Origin of the sequence: Staphylococcus arlettae (genome assembly GCF_025560845.1) — a bacterium.
Taxonomy (GTDB): Bacteria; Bacillota; Bacilli; order Staphylococcales; family Staphylococcaceae; genus Staphylococcus; species Staphylococcus arlettae.
Genome location: NZ_CP094803.1, coordinates 2561238 through 2577308 on the forward strand (window position 1 = coordinate 2561238; position 16071 = coordinate 2577308).

Genomic DNA, 16071 nt, shown 5'->3' on the forward strand with positions numbered 1-16071 from the left:
ACTTGATAAATTAAGTATATCGCTCAATGGTGTCAAATAACGAAACTTTTGAAAGGAGAAATTATGAAAAAATCTGAACGCTTAAATCAAGAGTTAATATACTTAAGTCAAAAACATAGTTTTCATCTAAAAGAACTAATGTCTGAATTTAATATTTCCAAAAGTACAGCCCTCAGAGATATCAATGATTTGGAAGCAATGGGCTTAAGTCTATATGTAGAAAATGGCCGTTATGGTGGTTATAAAATTTTATCTCAAAATTTATTAACTCCAATATACTTTAATAACAACGAAATGCTAGCCATTTTTTTCGCTTTAAAATCATTAGATTTGTTGTCTAGTACACCTTTCGAAAAATCATACAAACAAATTAGAGAAAAACTGTACCACACGATACCAACTCAATTAAAAAGTGAAATTTCTACTGTTCTAGATTTTATTCAATATTATAACGCTTCAACACAGCAACAAACGCTTTATCTGTCCGACATTTTAGACTCGATTATTCACGAATACACTTTGCATATTAGCTACAACCAACACCAATGTATAGAAACCGACATTCAAGTGTATGAGTTATTTTATCGTAACGGCGTCTGGTTTTGTAGTGCGTTAGATATACCAAGTGAAACGTGGGGAATCTATCGTTGCGATTGCATTTTAGAACTACAGGCTAACACTACTGATCACCCTAGTTATGCACGAAGTACTTTGGCCGAATTTCAAACACAATACGAAGATACATATCACGATATTCCATTCAAATGTAAACTCTCAACCTTTGGCGTCGAATTATTTACTAAAAACCACTACCCTAATATGGAATTACAATATATTGACGGTTCTCCCTACATCGTAGGCGGCTATAATATAGATGAATTAGACTACATGACTCATTATTTAATGTCTCTTGGTACACACGTCGACATTATCTATCCTGAGCAATTAAAAAAGAGTTATTTACACCAAATGCAGAGCATTATTGCGCGTTATCATTAACCTTCACTGTCACTTTTTAGCATAGTAACTTTGCACTTATATACAAATCGTCAAAATAATATATCTTACGCTTCAAACTGTTTATATATTAATTTAAGTTATTTATTATTTTTGGTAATATTATTTAATAATACTATATTAAAATCGAGGTTATTTCATCATGCGTAAAAATGTCATAGAATGGCTTATTGCAATTGTTATCGGCATTAGTATTGCTTGGATAGCTACGACATTTATTTTTAGCAAATATCACGTCAACGGCGATTCGATGTATCCAACATTTAAAAATAATGATCGCTTACTTATCAACAAATTCTCCATTTCTATGGATAGTTTTAGTCGTGGCGATGTTATTGTTTTCCATGCTACTAAAGACAAAGATTATATCAAACGATTAATCGGTATGCCTGGTGATAAAGTACGTTATAAAAACGATCGCTTATATATTAACAATCAGTATGTTAAAGAACCTTACCTCAACTATAATAAGCAACATAAAATTGGCAATCAACTTACTGAAGATTTTGATACTGCAGATATCGAACATGCTAATCAGCAACAAACTATTCCTAAAGGTAAGTATTTAGTGCTCGGTGACAATCGTGCAATTAGCAAAGATAGTCGTAGCTCATTAGGCTTAATTGAAAAAGAAGATGTCGTCGGCAAAGTCTCCATGCGATATGCTCCATTAGATCGTTTGGACTTTGGTTTTTATGCTGATTCTTTTGATAAAATTAATAAAATATCCGCGATAGAATAACTGCTTTATTAGCACTGATTGCCATTTAGCATAATAACATTGCATGATTTACACACTGTACTCCAACTGGATATAAAACAAAGGAGCGAATTCTCAAAATAAAAAGTTTACGATTTTGACCGTTGTGTATGCTTGCCTATAACTATAATTCAAACATATAGTTTCTCTAGCTGCTGCACGTTACAAAGTGACTTGTGTAAAAATACAACACAGCTCCTCTTACACTATCGAAGTAAATTGCTATTGTAATTCCGAATAAAGAAAACGCCAATTTCTAGTTTATCGCGCTAGAAATTGGCGTTAATTTTTTAGTCAGAGCTCTGAATGTCTCTAACTCTTTTTATTGTTCAATTAATTGAATTAAGTTGCCACATGTATCATCAAAAACTGCTAGATTAATACCCTCAACTTCTTTAGGCTCAGTAGTAAATTGCACACCTCTTGCTACTAATGCCTCATACTCTTCAGCTAGATTAGAAGTCGCAAACATCGTAACTGGAATGCCGTCATTAAACAAACCTAATTGGTAGTTTTTCGCGACAGGATGCGCATTAGGTTCTAAAACAATTTCTACTGGATTGTCACTATTGGGTTCAGTCACAGTTAACCATTTAGCATCGCCCATATCCATATCATGTTTCAATTCAAATCCTAATTTTTCGGTATAAAAATCACGTGCTCGTTCTTGGTCTTCTACAAAAATACTTGTTGCTACAATTTTCATGTTTAACTAACTCCTTTATTCTTACTGTAATACCGCTCTAATTTTAACGCCATGTTCTATATATGCTTTTAAGCAACTTAACATGTAAACCCATCCTTCCTTTTGCCCTAACATAACCTCTAGTTCATCCGAATCAAAACCATTTTCCGTAGTTGTTACTAATGTTGCACCATCTTGTTCGGTAAAAGTAATCGTTACAGTTTTGTCGCCCCAAGTAAATGTAATATATTGATTAGGTACTAACTCCTTAATATTGATAGTTACTTCAGCGTTATACTCTGCATATATTAACGTTATTTCTTTTCCTTCTGACCACGACTCTGAGCTAGAAGAAAACCAAAATCCTCCAATTTCATCCTTATCCACAAACGCTTCAAAAATACGTTCTGCAGGTGCAGCAATCGTCATTTTCGTTACAATATCTATAAAATTCCCCAATCTGTTAAGAGTTATTTACACAGTATAAGTTATTAACGTTTTTATCTTAACTCAAACATTACTCTGTATCAGTCTCATGAGTACCACAGAAAACTAATGGGTATACTTACATTGTATTAAAACAACATTATTAGAGGAGATGTTGCAATGATGAACCACGTAGCAGAAATAATGGTTTATGTTTACGATCATGATAAAGCGATACAATTTTGGACTGAACATTTAAATTTCAGCATAGTTGAAGATACAGAAGAAATGGAGATGCGTGTAGTCAAATTACGACCAAGCACACAAGCACAAACGCTCGTTGTCTTACAAGACAAAGCGAAAGTTGATGCCATGGATATGGGAGTCAGTACAACGACACCGTCATTAATTTTTTCTACAAATGACTTTGACCATCTCTATCAATCGCTAACAGAACAAGGGGTTAATGTAGGTGAAATAATGACATTACCTATGGGAAGAGTATTCAACTTCTCAGACTATGAAGATAACTATTTTTCTGTTAAAGATAATTAATAATTGAGCAAGCAATGCCACGAGTTAAATAATCATTGTACTTTTACTTAGCTACACAACTTAATCCCAACAATTGAACGCTCAGTAGTATAAAACACTTGAGCGTTCATTTATATATTAATAGTGCGCTTAAGAAAGAAAATTGACTCAAGGTCTTTTGCTATTCTGTCCATACAGTCCGAGTAAATGCCATAATTTCATTCACAAAAAGTTTAGGTACTTCCATTGCAGTGAAATGTCCACCTTGTGCTACTTCGTGTAAGTATGTCAAATTATAATGTTCTTTCACATAAGTCGTCGGCGGTAACATGACATCTTGTTCAAATAATGAAATACCGGTCGCCACAGTTAAGTTCGCTAATGGTAATAATTTAGTCGCATTTTCCAAATAAACATTGGCAGCTGTAGCAGCACAATTCGTCTCCCAATATAAATACACAAGGTGAATCATGTCTTCCGGTGAAAGTAAACTGTCTCCATTTTGATCTTTACCACTCCATGCCCAATATTTTTCACCTAACCAAGCCAACAAACCCACAGGAGAATCTGAAATACCAAATGATAGTGTTTGTGGTTTAGTCGCTTGAATTTCCATATAGCCTGTTTCAGTTTCAAAAAACGTTTGCGCACGTTCTTGGTAATCAGCCTCTTCTAATGAAAGACTATGTGTTTTCTTCAATAATGGTCGTATGATTCCTACATCAGTTAAATGTAGTCCTAACAACGCTTGTGGACTTTGTGAAGCCATATATCGTGCGACACTTGAACCTACATCTCCACCAGATATTATAAAAGGACGATCCCCCACTGCTTGTTTCATCAGTTGTACTAAAATTTCAGCAATCTCTTCATTGCTTACACCATGTTGGAATTTAGAAAAGCCAAACCCTGGTAATGAAGGGATAATGACATCATAAGATACTTTTTCACCATTAAGCGTAAAGCCTTGAGTCAAACTATCAATCACTTTCGTATAGCGTAAAATACTATCTGGCCAACCATGTAATAATAACAATGGAATACGACGTTCGGTTTTACCATGTTCATAAATAAAATGCAGATGCTGTCCTGCTACTTCTGTTTCATAATGATTAAACTGATTTAAATGACGCTCTAAACTCGACCAATCATATACATTCAACCAATAATCTGTGAGTTCCTTGACTTGCTCAATAGAAATACCATTATTAATGTCCTCATCTAACTGCACAGGCCATTTAGCATATTCTAGCTTAGCACGTAATAAATTCTTGTGAGCCTTAGAAAAATTAATGGAAATTCTTTTCATCTTTCATCCCACCCTCTTATCATTTTCGTAAGTACTATCACTTTATTCACTAGCAACAACATTTATATTTAATTATGTAACTGTTTAATTAGTTGCTTATTCCCTAATTATTGAATTATATTTATATTTTATTTATACCCCTTTAAGAACTAGAAATGGTAATAACTTGCTTGATATTGTAAAATACAGTTTGCATAGTGTAATAAACACTATGGGATTGTATGATTAAAGGAGTTAGTATGAAACACTTTAAGAAATTATATGGCAAATTGTATTATGTAATTCTATTTATTATTATTGTAGTATTTTTAAGTGGCTTATATTGGTTTTATATTACGAAACAACAAAACACTAATAATAACGATATTTATGATAACTTTGCAGCTTTAAAAGCTGACACAAAAGAAGGTAAAGATTGGCAAATCAATGTCAAAGACACAGATGACAATATTTTAATAACCGCTATTCATGGTGGCAGTATAGAACCAGGAACTTCAGAACTAGCGAAATTAATTGCCAAAAAAGGAAGCTTTGGACTCTACAGTTTTGAAGGATTACTACCTTCAAACAATCGAAGCTTACACATAACTTCTACGAATTTTGATGAACCCAAACTACTTGATATTATTGAAAAATCAGAAGAGGCTATATCTATTCACGGCGTTGATGAAAGTAAAGAAATTGTTTACGTTGGTGGCAAAGATACAAAAATGGCCAAAGCAATAAAGCAAGAATTAGAAGACAAAGGTTTTAATGCAACGCATAGTCCGGAGATGATAAATGGTAATTCCGGCGATAATATCATTAATAAAAATGAATCGAAATCTGGCGTGCAATTAGAAATTTCCAAAGGGTTGCGGGAATCTTTCTTTGAAGACGATGATACCGATTTAGAGTCTCGCGAAAACACTAACAATTATCGACAGGACATGTATGATTTTGCTGAAGCCGTAAGCCAAGGCATTAAAGCTGGCGAGCAAGCTAAAAAATAATTAACTATAAAAGAGCACAGGACATAAATCCCTATACTCAAAATAAGCGGACCAATCTATATTAAGGATTGGTCCGCTTATAGTTAATTTTATGATTTTAATTGTTCATGCTTGCCTAGTGTAAGGTTTATTTTATAATCAGAGCTGTTTATATCCCGGACGCTTCATAATTCATACTACTTATCCAAAGTAACATTAATAATTTGTCCTACAAGTGCGAAAACACCAAGTACAATACAGACTACCCCAAAACTGATGAAACTTTGTTTTTTACCTGATCTTTGTTGAGAGGTTTTTTTACCTACGATTAATAAAATCAGCCCCACAATGATGAAAACTATTGCTGTTATCAACATATAATTCCTCTCCTTAATTTACATTTCTTAGTCAATCATACTATACCCGCTCACTTTTAATCATTAACTTTTCACCAAAATTAAAAAAAGACGCCATCGCGTCTGTCATTTCTATCCTCTAATTATGTTTGCTTTTATGTTTAGCTTCCACAATATTTGATATACAACTGGTAATCATTATTAGTATAGAAAAAATAGTAATACCTAGCCAATCCTCTATACCACAAATTACTATCATGAATAGAAAAATACATAATGCCAAAACTATACTTTTAAGAATACTATACATATAGCTCTTCATCTCAATCTACTCCTATAACTAAAAAGGCAAGCACTCTTGTACCTGCCCCAAGACTTACAATAGTTTGTTATTAGAATCAGTGAAAAGAGAGAGTATTCAAAAAACTGATTCTAACAATATTATATATATTGCAAACTTACTTTTGCAACGCTTTTTTTGATATATATACAATTATTTTTTGTTACAAATAAAAAAAGCCACCCGAAGGCGGCCAAAAGGGCGAAAATACAACTAATGTGTATCTTCAAAGTTAAGCATAGCAAAAATAACAACACAATACAATAACTTTATTTTTATATTTTGAGAAACTTTTCTGTTTTATAGCTAACATAGAAGAGGTAAGTATATAAAATTATATACTTACCCCGGTTGTTGTCTGAGCAGTGAGGCCTATTACACTTATAGACCTCTTGTTAATTATAAACTTACACTTATGAATTGTGCAACTTAATTTCTGATTCTTAATAAAATTCACACAATTTATTCAATGATTAATACTATGTAGCACCACAAAATAACGATGACTATAACTATATCAAACTTAGTTCAATCATGCGTCTTTAGATAGTAATACGCATAAAAAAGGACGAGTACTAGATAGCACTCGCCCCAAAAATAGATAGAATTATTGTCTATATTTAATTTAATGTAAAGTCAAGTAAATGATCAATTAAATTTAAAATTTTCCTAAATAAAATCATTAACTTAATTTTGTCATTAACCCTTTTATTATTTATATTCCGGGCGAATAAACCACATTTCACTTTCATAATCATGAACTACTCTATGTGCGACTTCTTCTTTTTCAGCACCTTTGCCTTCCCAGTTTTGATCTAAAGATTCAAACTTTTGATAGTTACCATCTTCATTACCATTTGTGACAATTGCCGTGTGACCAGCGCCCCCACCGTAATTTTCATTAAAAACTACGATATCGCCTTTTTGTGCTTTAAACCCTTCTGTACTTTTATGTACTGTTGCTTCACCATCAAAATTATTTTCCATTGGGATGTCTTTAGCATAATCCCCTTCCAAGCCATGACCAAACAAATAATCCCATTGCATGTTTACTAAATCAAAACATTGCCAACCATATTCATTGTCATAGTCCCAGCCTTTTCCTTCTAATGATTCCGCATAGTCCATTGCTTCTGTATGTGTTACTTTTGCTGTTGCTTTTGCAGTATTACCATTACTCTGCACAACGACGTACACTAACATTACAGCAATCAATAGACATGTATATGTAACAACCTTAGTCATAATAGTTTCCTTTCAAATAAATAATTTTATAATTAATTGTTTATTTTTTTATTAACTAAATTCCTAATAAACCATAACACAGTGACATAAGCTACACTATTACATGAGTATAAAACTATATTACGTTTTTATACCTATATGTAATGAATTTAATACGTTACCAAATAAAATTTTATTAGCACTTTATTTTTTGTTTGTAATAGTGATAGACAAAGCGTATTCTAATCACTTTTAAATTAAATGACCACACATTAAAGACGTAAAAGTAGTTCTCTTTTCCTTGTAATAGTGTCATTCAATCATATTGTTAAAACAAATAAATAGTTGTCTATTCAATTTTTAATATATCATATATGTTAAAATGTTTTAATGTCACTTAGTTTTCATTTTCGTAAAGTTTTATTAAAAAGATTAATAAAATAAGAACACTCTTTTCAAGGTGCTCACAGTCAATTTTCGACTTTGTTGTCAGTTTTTTGGTGCACGCTTTTCCACGGGCACTGCCTTATCCTGTAGACTTCGGTGAGTGCTATTTCCGTAGGAGTCTGCCAAAAGTACTGCCCAGATTATTTATTCAAAGTTTATTCGCTATCAAATAAACCCTTCGCATTAATTAGCGAAGGGTTTGTTTACGTTTTGAGAGCATTCTCTTCAGAGTGCTCAGACTATTAAAAATACGTACAATATAAAAAAGAGATACACACAATTGAACAGCACGCTGATCAATTGTAACTTTAAAAATACTGGATATTCTGTTGATTGTAAACGTTCCACCAACAAACAGTAATAATTAGTGTGCCAAAAGTAAAATGATGTCTGTTAATTTCACAGTAAAACTTTCATTCAAAATTGTTTACTATAGCTAGTACGTTCTTACTGTCGGCGATTTATAATTCGCAATAAAGTCTTCAATTTCATCAAAAGCATCAGAAAATAAAATCTTATCCCTATCTTCTTGTGTTAAAAATGCGTTCGTAACCATTTGATCGTAGAATTGTTGGATCAAATCGTAATAATTATCAGTGTTAAAGAAAATACAAGGATTGTTATTCTGGCCTACTCTTGTCCATGAAACGACTTCTGTAATTTCTTCTAATGTACCTGGGCCTCCGGGTAAGGCAATACAAACATCTCCTTTTGCTAACATCGTTTCTTTTCTTACTGACATACTGTCTACAATAATAAGTTCATCTAATTGATCATGTGCTAATTCTCGCTCTTGTAAAAATGTAGGCATAACTCCAATTGTCTTGCCGTGATGTTGTATTACTGTATTGGCTACAGTACCCATTAAGCCTGCATTGCCCCCTCCAAATACTAAAGTGTGATTATTTTTAGCTATCCATTCGCCTAATCGAACCGCACTGTCTTCATATTCTTGTTTGTTTCCTTTACTCGCACCACAATAAACGACGATATTCATGTTAATTCTCCCTCTCATTCTCAATTTTCTTAGCAACTATAAACGCTTTAACTGCAGCTGGACTCGTTAAAATATGGACATTTTGCTGATTTACTGTTTGCTTTATTGTGTTTAAAATGTACGGTTTACGCTTTTTTGGATAATCCCAAATGTACTTAATAAACTCTAGATTAAATCTTTCTTTACATCCTTCACCCATATCTTTTCGTGTCTTGCCTAAATTTTGCAATAATCTTTTAGCTATTCTAAAAAGGCAAATTTTACGAGGCAAATCTAAAAAAATAACAGTATCTGCTGCGCTTAGTCGCTCTGCTAAACAAGCACTATAACTACCATCTATAATCCATGATTGTTTGGGTATGATGTTTTGTAATATTTCTTCTTGTTCATCCTCACTTGTCATTATCCATTGAGGCTTCCAAAAAAGCACATCTAAGTGATATAGCGGTAATTGCAATTCGCTAGCTAATGTGCGACACAAAGTAGATTTTCCTGAACCAGAAGAACCCATAACAACAACTTTTTTCATTAACATCACCCTCTATGTATACTGGATTTGAAATTAATTGTACATGAGTACCTATATGTTCACAATTTTTAATTTATCCAAATTACACCTACTCCTGTTCACCACTATAGCAATTTAGTGTAAACTGAAACAATACAATGCAGATGAAATGAGGGGTACAATGTTCAAAACATATATTAATAAGCAATTAAGTTTAAAAATATTAGAAGAATCCGACACTCAAGCTTTATTTAATGTCGTCGATGAATCTCGTACATACTTGGCTGAATGGTTACCATTTGTTAATTTAACGAAAAGCAGTGATGATACGAAACAATTTATTAAATCAGCATTACAACAATTCGTTGCACATGATGGCTTTCATTGTGGCATTTGGTATAACGATAAATTAGTAGGTGTCATCGGTTTACATTATATAAATTGGTTAAATGAAACTACCTCAATTGGTTATTACCTACATCAAGACTACCAAAAGTTAGGTATCATGACTGAATGCACACAATTTTTAATAGATTATTGTTTTACAGAATTAAAGCTTAATCGTATTGAAATCAGTACTGCAACACGAAACACGAAAAGCCAAAACATTCCTAAAAAACTTGGTTTTACACAAGAAGGCATATTAAGACAAAATGAAAAATTAAACGGCTCATATTCAGATAGCTATGTTTTCAGTTTACTGCGTAGTGAATACAATCGCTAAAATGTACCCTTCTGATATTGTGAGCACAAGCAGCTACACCTAGTTATAACACTATGCTTAGGTGTAGCTTTTGTTATTTCTTGGGAAATATTCTTTATTGTCTACACCTTATTTAAAAGCGACGCCATTATTTATATCGTGTTTTTTCACACAATCCACTTTTATCGTACAACTTGTCACCATTACATTTTAGCTACTCATATGTACGAACCTCATACTTTTAATTACGTACTATTGTTAACCACTACACAATGAATCAGAACTACATCACCATACCACTTAGCTTGTATAGTGCACCACTTGTTCAATTGCTATAGTAATTTTGTTATAAATTTGATTAACTTACTTTAAGGGGGGACGGAATTGAAAATTCAAGTTGACTATAGTGAACAAATGACACACGATGAATTGCTCATTACATGTAATAAACACAACCATGATATCGATAAATTATTGACTCTCATTAATGATTTTTATAATCAGCCAAGTTACCAAGTTCGTGATCTCAACAATGATATTTATTTTATTGCGCAACACGATATATATAGTTTTCGTTTTGAAAATAGGTTATTAAAAATTTATACATTAAAAGGTACTTTTATTTTAAATGAACGACTTTATAAAGTTAAAGAACATTTAGCAAGTCATTTTTTACAAATATCTAAATCTGAAATTATCAATACAATGTTTATCGATCACTTAGTTTTAAATAAAAACGGCATTATCGAAATTATATTTACCAACAATGACTCTACGTATTCTTCCAGAAGATATTTAAAGTCTATTAAGGAGGCATTAAAATTATGAAACGTTTATTGATGGGAAGTACTATGGGCATTGCACTAGGGGTTTTAATCTCTATAATATTTTCACTGATCTTTGCTGATGGTAGCTATGACCCAGTCAATCCGCATTCTTTTATGGGGGAAATCTACAATGAACACTTAACTGAAATCCAAACATTTATTATAGCTGTAGTGATTTGGATATTGTTAGGTATTACTTTCAGCACGAGCAGTTTAGTCTTTTCACATTTGCGATATACACGAGTAAAAACCACCATGCTTCACTTTATCATCATGCTTTTTATCTTCTTTCCTTTAGCAATACTAGCTGGTTGGTTTCCTTTCAAAATCTCGGCAATCGTCATATTTATTATAATATTTGTGATTATTTATGTAGTGATTTGGAAAATACTTAATACTAAAAATCAAAAAGATATTGAAGCTATTAATAAACAACTAAAAAAAGCAAAGGACTGATTAGTATGAATAATGGTAGATACACTGTTTTACCGCATAAAGATGTAACTGTATTTCTTATAGGCATGCGTGTCAACAAATGGTTCGCAGTTCACAAATGGCTACCAGTCTTTTTAGCTATGCCACCAATGATGAAAGAATTAATGAGTGATAAATCACTGGGGTGCTTATCTTTCGAAATGTTTTTTAAATATCGTGGAAATATAGTAGTGCAATATTGGGAATCGAATGACAAGCTACTCGCCTATTCAAAAATGCCCAATCATCTTAAAGCTTGGAAAAAATTTATGAAACGTACTCAAAATAATGATGCTGTTGGATTTTATCATGAAACGTATAACGTCAAAGCTCAAGCATATGAAAATATTTATATTAATATGCCAGACTTTGGTTTAGGAAAAGTTGAACAGCCAGTAAAAGTAAATAAACACATACATTCAGCCAAACAAAGATTGAAATCATGATGCTATTTTAATTAAATATGCTAATGTTTGTAGTTTTAAAAATACGAATTTGATCTTTTCATATTTGATTACACCTCTCACATTATCTGTAACGTGAGAGGTGTAATACTATGTATAGATTTATTAAAGTGCCAGTACAAAATTTTTATTCTACTAATACATTGTAATAAATCATTTTTCTTTCTAGGGCTCTTCACATCAAGTGTTATAATAATTGCAGGTGTTGTTACTTTTTGTATAGTCCTATTTACATTGGGAGTATACTCTATAGTTAAATGTTAAGAGATAAGATAGGTGAAAACTATACTATATCTATTATATTTTTTTAGAGTTACGTGATAGCAAGTATATGAATATGTATAATACTAATTAACTTAATTATATAGAGAGGTAGATATACATATGAGTAATACGGAAAAGAATAAGGAGAAGAAAGTTATAAGTGTATTCAATTGGGCTTTTTTTATTCTAGTATTTATACTATATTTTTTTGTTTATAATTACATAGATAATTTACCTAATGATGTGGAATATATGAACCCTTTAGTATTAACACTAGCAACATTATTCTTTGGTACTTCAATGAAAGCTACATACGATATACTAATCAATATTTATTTTGGTTTTGAAGAAGATATTCCTAAGTATTATAAAAAAGGAAAAGTTCAAATACATAGTTTTATTGATTTTATATCTATTGGTTTTGTTTTGATAGTTATAGTTAAGTTTATTAATAACTTCACAATTGCACTTGCTATTACTATTTTCTTTGTAGCTTTTCTAATGTTAACTGCTTATATGTACTTATCAAAGAAAATCTTAACTAAGAAGAGTAATTGTAGTGAAAAAGAAACAAAATCATATTAGGTATAAGGCTAATTAAGAAATACAGAAATATCTCAGTTAACTATTTTTGCATTCCCATCCACTATGGTGTTATAATATGCGTAACGAAAATAAGTATTCACTTATACACCAATCCCCTCACTACTGTCATAGTGAGGGGATTTTTGTTGGTGTGGCTTAAGGTCGCCTAGTTTTTATTGCGTTTACTTAGCCAATAAGTAAAGTACGCGATGGCACAGCCACTAATGACTGGCCCTATGATGTGAACGAAAATAAGTATCACTTTATACACCTCCTCTCTACGTCAACTTGACGCCTGAGGAATAGGCGACTTCATTATTATATCACCTGTGAGTTGTTACGCATATGTACTCAAGAATGGTTTCCAAATTTTGGACAGTTCACTAATTGGAAATGATAATAAAGAAGATAATGATACCGTAGGGATATGATAAAGAAGTTAGAAAAGATTGATAGTTAGAATTGACTATATTTAAACTGAGATGTATTATATTTAGCATAAGGTCACGAATACAGACCTATAAAAATACTAAAATACCTGTAGCTCTGCCATTTAATATACTTGGGCAGGGCTTTTTTATAAAAGGGGATAGTCATGAAAAAAGTAGCAATAATAGTTGATGGACAATTTTTATTACATAGAATAAGAGATGCACAATCTTCTACACAATATCCAAACCTAGAAGATCAATATAATTTTTTAACTAATCTTATTAATTCAAATGACGAAGAACTTTTTAGAATTTTTTATTATCAAGGTAGCCCAAATAAACAAACTGTAGACAAACCCATTTCAAAAGATAAAATAAATTTTTCAGAATCTCAAATTAATAAATATTCCAGTAACCTTATCACCGAATTATCAAACAAAGATTTTGTTGCTATGAGGCTTGGGGACACTTTCTTTAGAGGTTGGAAACTAAAAATTCCAGTTCTAGAAAAAATTAGAAAAGGTATAATTAAAGACACTTCAAAGTTAAGTGATGATGATTTCACACCTGATTTCCAACAAAAAGGTGTAGATATAAAGATTGGTTTAGATGTTGCCTGGCTATCAAATAACAATATAGTAGATAGAATATATATGGTTACTGGAGATGCTGATTTTATCCCTGCATTAAAACAAGCAAGAAGAGATGGTATTCAAATTAAACTAGTTAAAATAGGCACCAAAAAAATAAATAACGATTTATTAAAACATTCGGATTTTATATTAGACTTATCCAACAATGATGTAATAGATAAAATCTCCAAATAAAACACCAAAAACCCTCTAGTCTGTTTACTAGAGGGTTTTGCAGATACAATATTTATTATTGTTCTTCTTTAACATATGGTAATAATGCCATATGACGAGCACGTTTGATAGCGATAGTCAACATACGTTGATATTTAGCTGAAGTGCCTGTTACACGACGAGGTAAAATTTTACCACGCTCAGAAATAAAACGTTTTAATAATTCTGTGTCTTTATAGTCGATGTGTGTAATACCATTTGCTGTGAAATAACAAACTTTTTTACGACGACGTCCGCCTCTTCTTGGTCCACCTGCCATGGTTAACTGCCTCCTTTTACGATAATTTGTTTTTTATACGCTCAATTATTAGAATGTTTATCAATCACTATGTGTGTGTTGTGATTGTTAGTTATCATTTCTATTATTATTAAAAGATTTTTTATAGATATGTGTGAAGTATCGGCAAAATCTTGTGTGTGTGTATATGTGCACTATCAATAATATAAAATAGCCTGTCATTTGTCAATACGTTGTATTGGAAAATATAAATGATAGTAGATTTTTATGGTAATTACATTTATCAATGCGAAGTTAATTAATAAGCGCTTTAATTTCCTCGCTCAGTTGATCATACGAATTATTAATAAAGAAGTGGTCCCCATGGAAAAATTTGTAATCTACTGCGGCTTCCGTCAATTCCGACCATTTATAGACAGTGTCAGTTGCTATATCATCGTTTTCACCGACAAATACAGACAATGTCGTCTCTACTTTGTCTTCATGTTGACTATTGTGGTAATTATCAATAGCTAAAAAGTCATTTTTTAGTGATGGCTTCACTAAAACCCATAACTCCTCATGATTTAGCACTTCTTCCGGTGTCCCACCTTTATTTTGGATGAAGCGTTTAAATTCTAGATCATTCATATGCTCAATGTTATTATTGCGCTCTGTATAACCTATTGGCTCACATGCACATAAAATCATATGTCGTGGTGCCGTATAACCTATTTCTGAAAGTTTAAAATATATTTCGTAAGCTAAAATTGTCCCTAAACTATAACCCAATATGATAAATTTTTCCGGTCGTTCTTGCATGATTTGTTTTACTAAATCATCTACCATATCTTCAATTTCTTCTAATGGTTCTTCTATTAACCGTTCACCTCGACCAGGTAATTCTAAGGGTTTTAAGATGATATCACTTGGGAGTTTATCCTTCAATGGATAATATAATGACTTATTGCCTCCTGCAAATGGAATACAAAATAATGTTGTTTTTACCATATACTCAACCCCTTAAAGTATAAAATCTTTGTTAAATGTTGGCGTGATATTTGTTATTTCGACATTTAAAGTGCTAGCTGTTGCTGTGTCCATAATGATAGACAACCTATAATCTCTATTAAATTGCCGAGAAAAGACTGATAGTTGATCAGGCCGAGTTGCCATATCATCTTTGATACTATAGTTGTTATGGCCTGGCACAATCGCAAATGAATCTAATGATTTATACAATCCTGTACCAATTAACTTTAAATAACATTCTTTTAATGTCCAGAGTTCATAAAATCGTAGTAATTGTTGCTCAATGCGACCTGCTCTAATATAGTGGGCTTCTTCTACAGCAAAATATTTATCTGGAATTGATAAATCAATGGGTGCTATTTTCTCGATATCTACACCAACATTATAATCACTCACAATACATACAGAATAACCACTAGTATGGGAAGTATTAAAGTAGTATTGGGATGGTGTAGTGATTAACGGTTTACCATATTCGCCTCGATGCAAAGTAATATCTTTCATATTACAACCTGTATGTTGAGCAATACAAAAGTGCTTAAATTGTTGAGAGTACCATCGCTGATATTGTTTATGTTGATACTCGGCATTACTCGTGTTCAATACGTAAATTGTTACGTCCATGCTGACACAT

At 32.0% G+C, this 16071-nt stretch carries 21 protein-coding genes; 10 read left to right on the plus strand and 11 right to left on the minus strand.

Going from position 1 to position 16071, the window contains the following annotated elements:
- Positions 1-63: 63 nt before the first annotated feature.
- Entirely contained in the window at positions 64-999 is a 936-nt protein-coding gene (locus MUA37_RS12605; RefSeq protein WP_204172197.1) for a helix-turn-helix transcriptional regulator, read from the plus strand.
- 160 nt (positions 1000-1159) lie between these two features.
- Positions 1160-1759, plus strand: coding sequence for a signal peptidase I (gene lepB / locus MUA37_RS12610; RefSeq protein ID WP_262624680.1), 600 nt, complete (start codon positions 1160-1162; stop codon positions 1757-1759).
- A 340-nt stretch (positions 1760-2099) separates the two neighbouring features.
- Here the strand turns inward: lepB and MUA37_RS12615 are convergent, their stop codons facing one another.
- Together MUA37_RS12615 and MUA37_RS12620 are read right to left on the minus strand one after the other, a co-directional pair.
- The gene (locus MUA37_RS12615; protein ID WP_262624681.1) at positions 2100-2483 is read right to left on the minus strand and encodes a VOC family protein; all 384 of its coding nucleotides are present in this window, start codon (positions 2481-2483) and stop codon (positions 2100-2102) included.
- Between the two features lie 21 nt (positions 2484-2504).
- The gene (locus MUA37_RS12620) at positions 2505-2891 is read right to left on the minus strand and encodes an SRPBCC domain-containing protein (protein WP_262624682.1); all 387 of its coding nucleotides are present in this window, start codon (positions 2889-2891) and stop codon (positions 2505-2507) included.
- A gap of 177 nt (positions 2892-3068) precedes the next feature.
- Here MUA37_RS12620 and MUA37_RS12625 point away from each other — a divergent pair, with 177 nt between their 5' ends.
- Positions 3069-3443 carry a VOC family protein gene (locus MUA37_RS12625; RefSeq protein ID WP_262624683.1) on the plus strand — a complete coding sequence of 125 codons (375 nt, stop codon included), beginning with the start codon at positions 3069-3071 and terminating at the stop codon, positions 3441-3443.
- Between the two features lie 160 nt (positions 3444-3603).
- Here MUA37_RS12625 and MUA37_RS12630 read toward each other — a convergent pair whose 3' ends face one another.
- Positions 3604-4731 carry an epoxide hydrolase family protein gene (locus MUA37_RS12630; protein ID WP_002509633.1) on the minus strand — a complete coding sequence of 376 codons (1128 nt, stop codon included), beginning with the start codon at positions 4729-4731 and terminating at the stop codon, positions 3604-3606.
- A 239-nt stretch (positions 4732-4970) separates the two neighbouring features.
- On the opposite strand from MUA37_RS12630, the gene MUA37_RS12635 reads away from it, so the two are divergent.
- The gene (locus tag MUA37_RS12635; RefSeq protein WP_021459353.1) at positions 4971-5723 is read left to right on the plus strand and encodes a poly-gamma-glutamate hydrolase family protein; all 753 of its coding nucleotides are present in this window, start codon (positions 4971-4973) and stop codon (positions 5721-5723) included.
- Positions 5724-5899: 176 nt separating this feature from the next.
- Here the strand turns inward: MUA37_RS12635 and MUA37_RS12640 are convergent, their stop codons facing one another.
- The 4 genes from MUA37_RS12640 to MUA37_RS12655 form a co-directional block, all read right to left on the minus strand.
- The gene (locus tag MUA37_RS12640) at positions 5900-6079 is read right to left on the minus strand and encodes a hypothetical protein (protein WP_021459354.1); all 180 of its coding nucleotides are present in this window, start codon (positions 6077-6079) and stop codon (positions 5900-5902) included.
- Positions 6080-7109: 1030 nt separating this feature from the next.
- Positions 7110-7643 carry a CHAP domain-containing protein gene (locus MUA37_RS12645; protein WP_262624684.1) on the minus strand — a complete coding sequence of 178 codons (534 nt, stop codon included), beginning with the start codon at positions 7641-7643 and terminating at the stop codon, positions 7110-7112.
- An 862-nt stretch (positions 7644-8505) separates the two neighbouring features.
- The gene (locus MUA37_RS12650; RefSeq protein ID WP_002509637.1) at positions 8506-9066 is read right to left on the minus strand and encodes an LOG family protein; all 561 of its coding nucleotides are present in this window, start codon (positions 9064-9066) and stop codon (positions 8506-8508) included.
- Position 9067: 1 nt separating this feature from the next.
- Positions 9068-9595, minus strand: coding sequence for a DNA topology modulation protein (locus MUA37_RS12655; RefSeq protein ID WP_021459356.1), 528 nt, complete (start codon positions 9593-9595; stop codon positions 9068-9070).
- A 160-nt stretch (positions 9596-9755) separates the two neighbouring features.
- Here MUA37_RS12655 and MUA37_RS12660 point away from each other — a divergent pair, with 160 nt between their 5' ends.
- The 5 genes from MUA37_RS12660 (at position 9756) to MUA37_RS12680 (ending at position 12891) form a co-directional block, all read left to right on the plus strand.
- Positions 9756-10298, plus strand: a complete 543-nt coding sequence (locus MUA37_RS12660; RefSeq protein ID WP_107376750.1) for a GNAT family N-acetyltransferase — start codon at positions 9756-9758, stop codon at positions 10296-10298.
- A 363-nt stretch (positions 10299-10661) separates the two neighbouring features.
- A complete protein-coding gene (locus MUA37_RS12665) occupies positions 10662-11105 on the plus strand; it encodes a LytTR family DNA-binding domain-containing protein (protein ID WP_002509640.1) in 444 nt (147 codons plus the stop codon).
- Complete coding sequence (locus tag MUA37_RS12670; RefSeq protein WP_204172191.1) at positions 11102-11560, plus strand: DUF3021 domain-containing protein; 459 nt, start codon at positions 11102-11104, stop codon at positions 11558-11560. Before MUA37_RS12665 ends, MUA37_RS12670 begins: the two co-directional genes overlap by 4 nt.
- A 5-nt stretch (positions 11561-11565) precedes the next feature.
- Positions 11566-12024, plus strand: a complete 459-nt coding sequence (locus tag MUA37_RS12675) for a DUF4188 domain-containing protein (protein WP_142020022.1) — start codon at positions 11566-11568, stop codon at positions 12022-12024.
- A 534-nt stretch (positions 12025-12558) separates the two neighbouring features.
- On the plus strand, positions 12559-12891 hold the full coding sequence (locus MUA37_RS12680) for a hypothetical protein (protein ID WP_107389166.1): 333 nt from the start codon (positions 12559-12561) through the stop codon (positions 12889-12891).
- A gap of 166 nt (positions 12892-13057) precedes the next feature.
- Here MUA37_RS12680 and MUA37_RS12685 read toward each other — a convergent pair whose 3' ends face one another.
- On the minus strand, positions 13058-13153 hold the full coding sequence (locus MUA37_RS12685; RefSeq protein WP_107373825.1) for a type I toxin-antitoxin system Fst family toxin: 96 nt from the start codon (positions 13151-13153) through the stop codon (positions 13058-13060).
- A gap of 333 nt (positions 13154-13486) precedes the next feature.
- Here MUA37_RS12685 and MUA37_RS12690 point away from each other — a divergent pair, with 333 nt between their 5' ends.
- Entirely contained in the window at positions 13487-14149 is a 663-nt protein-coding gene (locus tag MUA37_RS12690) for an NYN domain-containing protein (protein ID WP_262624685.1), read from the plus strand.
- Positions 14150-14204: 55 nt separating this feature from the next.
- Here the strand turns inward: MUA37_RS12690 and rpsR are convergent, their stop codons facing one another.
- The 3 genes from rpsR to MUA37_RS12705 form a co-directional block, all read right to left on the minus strand.
- Positions 14205-14447 (minus strand): 30S ribosomal protein S18, encoded by a 243-nt coding sequence (gene rpsR / locus MUA37_RS12695; protein WP_002464877.1) that lies wholly within the window; start codon positions 14445-14447, stop codon positions 14205-14207.
- Between the two features lie 273 nt (positions 14448-14720).
- Positions 14721-15416, minus strand: coding sequence for a thioesterase II family protein (locus tag MUA37_RS12700; protein ID WP_262624686.1), 696 nt, complete (start codon positions 15414-15416; stop codon positions 14721-14723).
- A gap of 12 nt (positions 15417-15428) precedes the next feature.
- Entirely contained in the window at positions 15429-16061 is a 633-nt protein-coding gene (locus MUA37_RS12705; RefSeq protein WP_002509647.1) for a 4'-phosphopantetheinyl transferase family protein, read from the minus strand.
- Positions 16062-16071 lie beyond the last annotated feature (10 nt).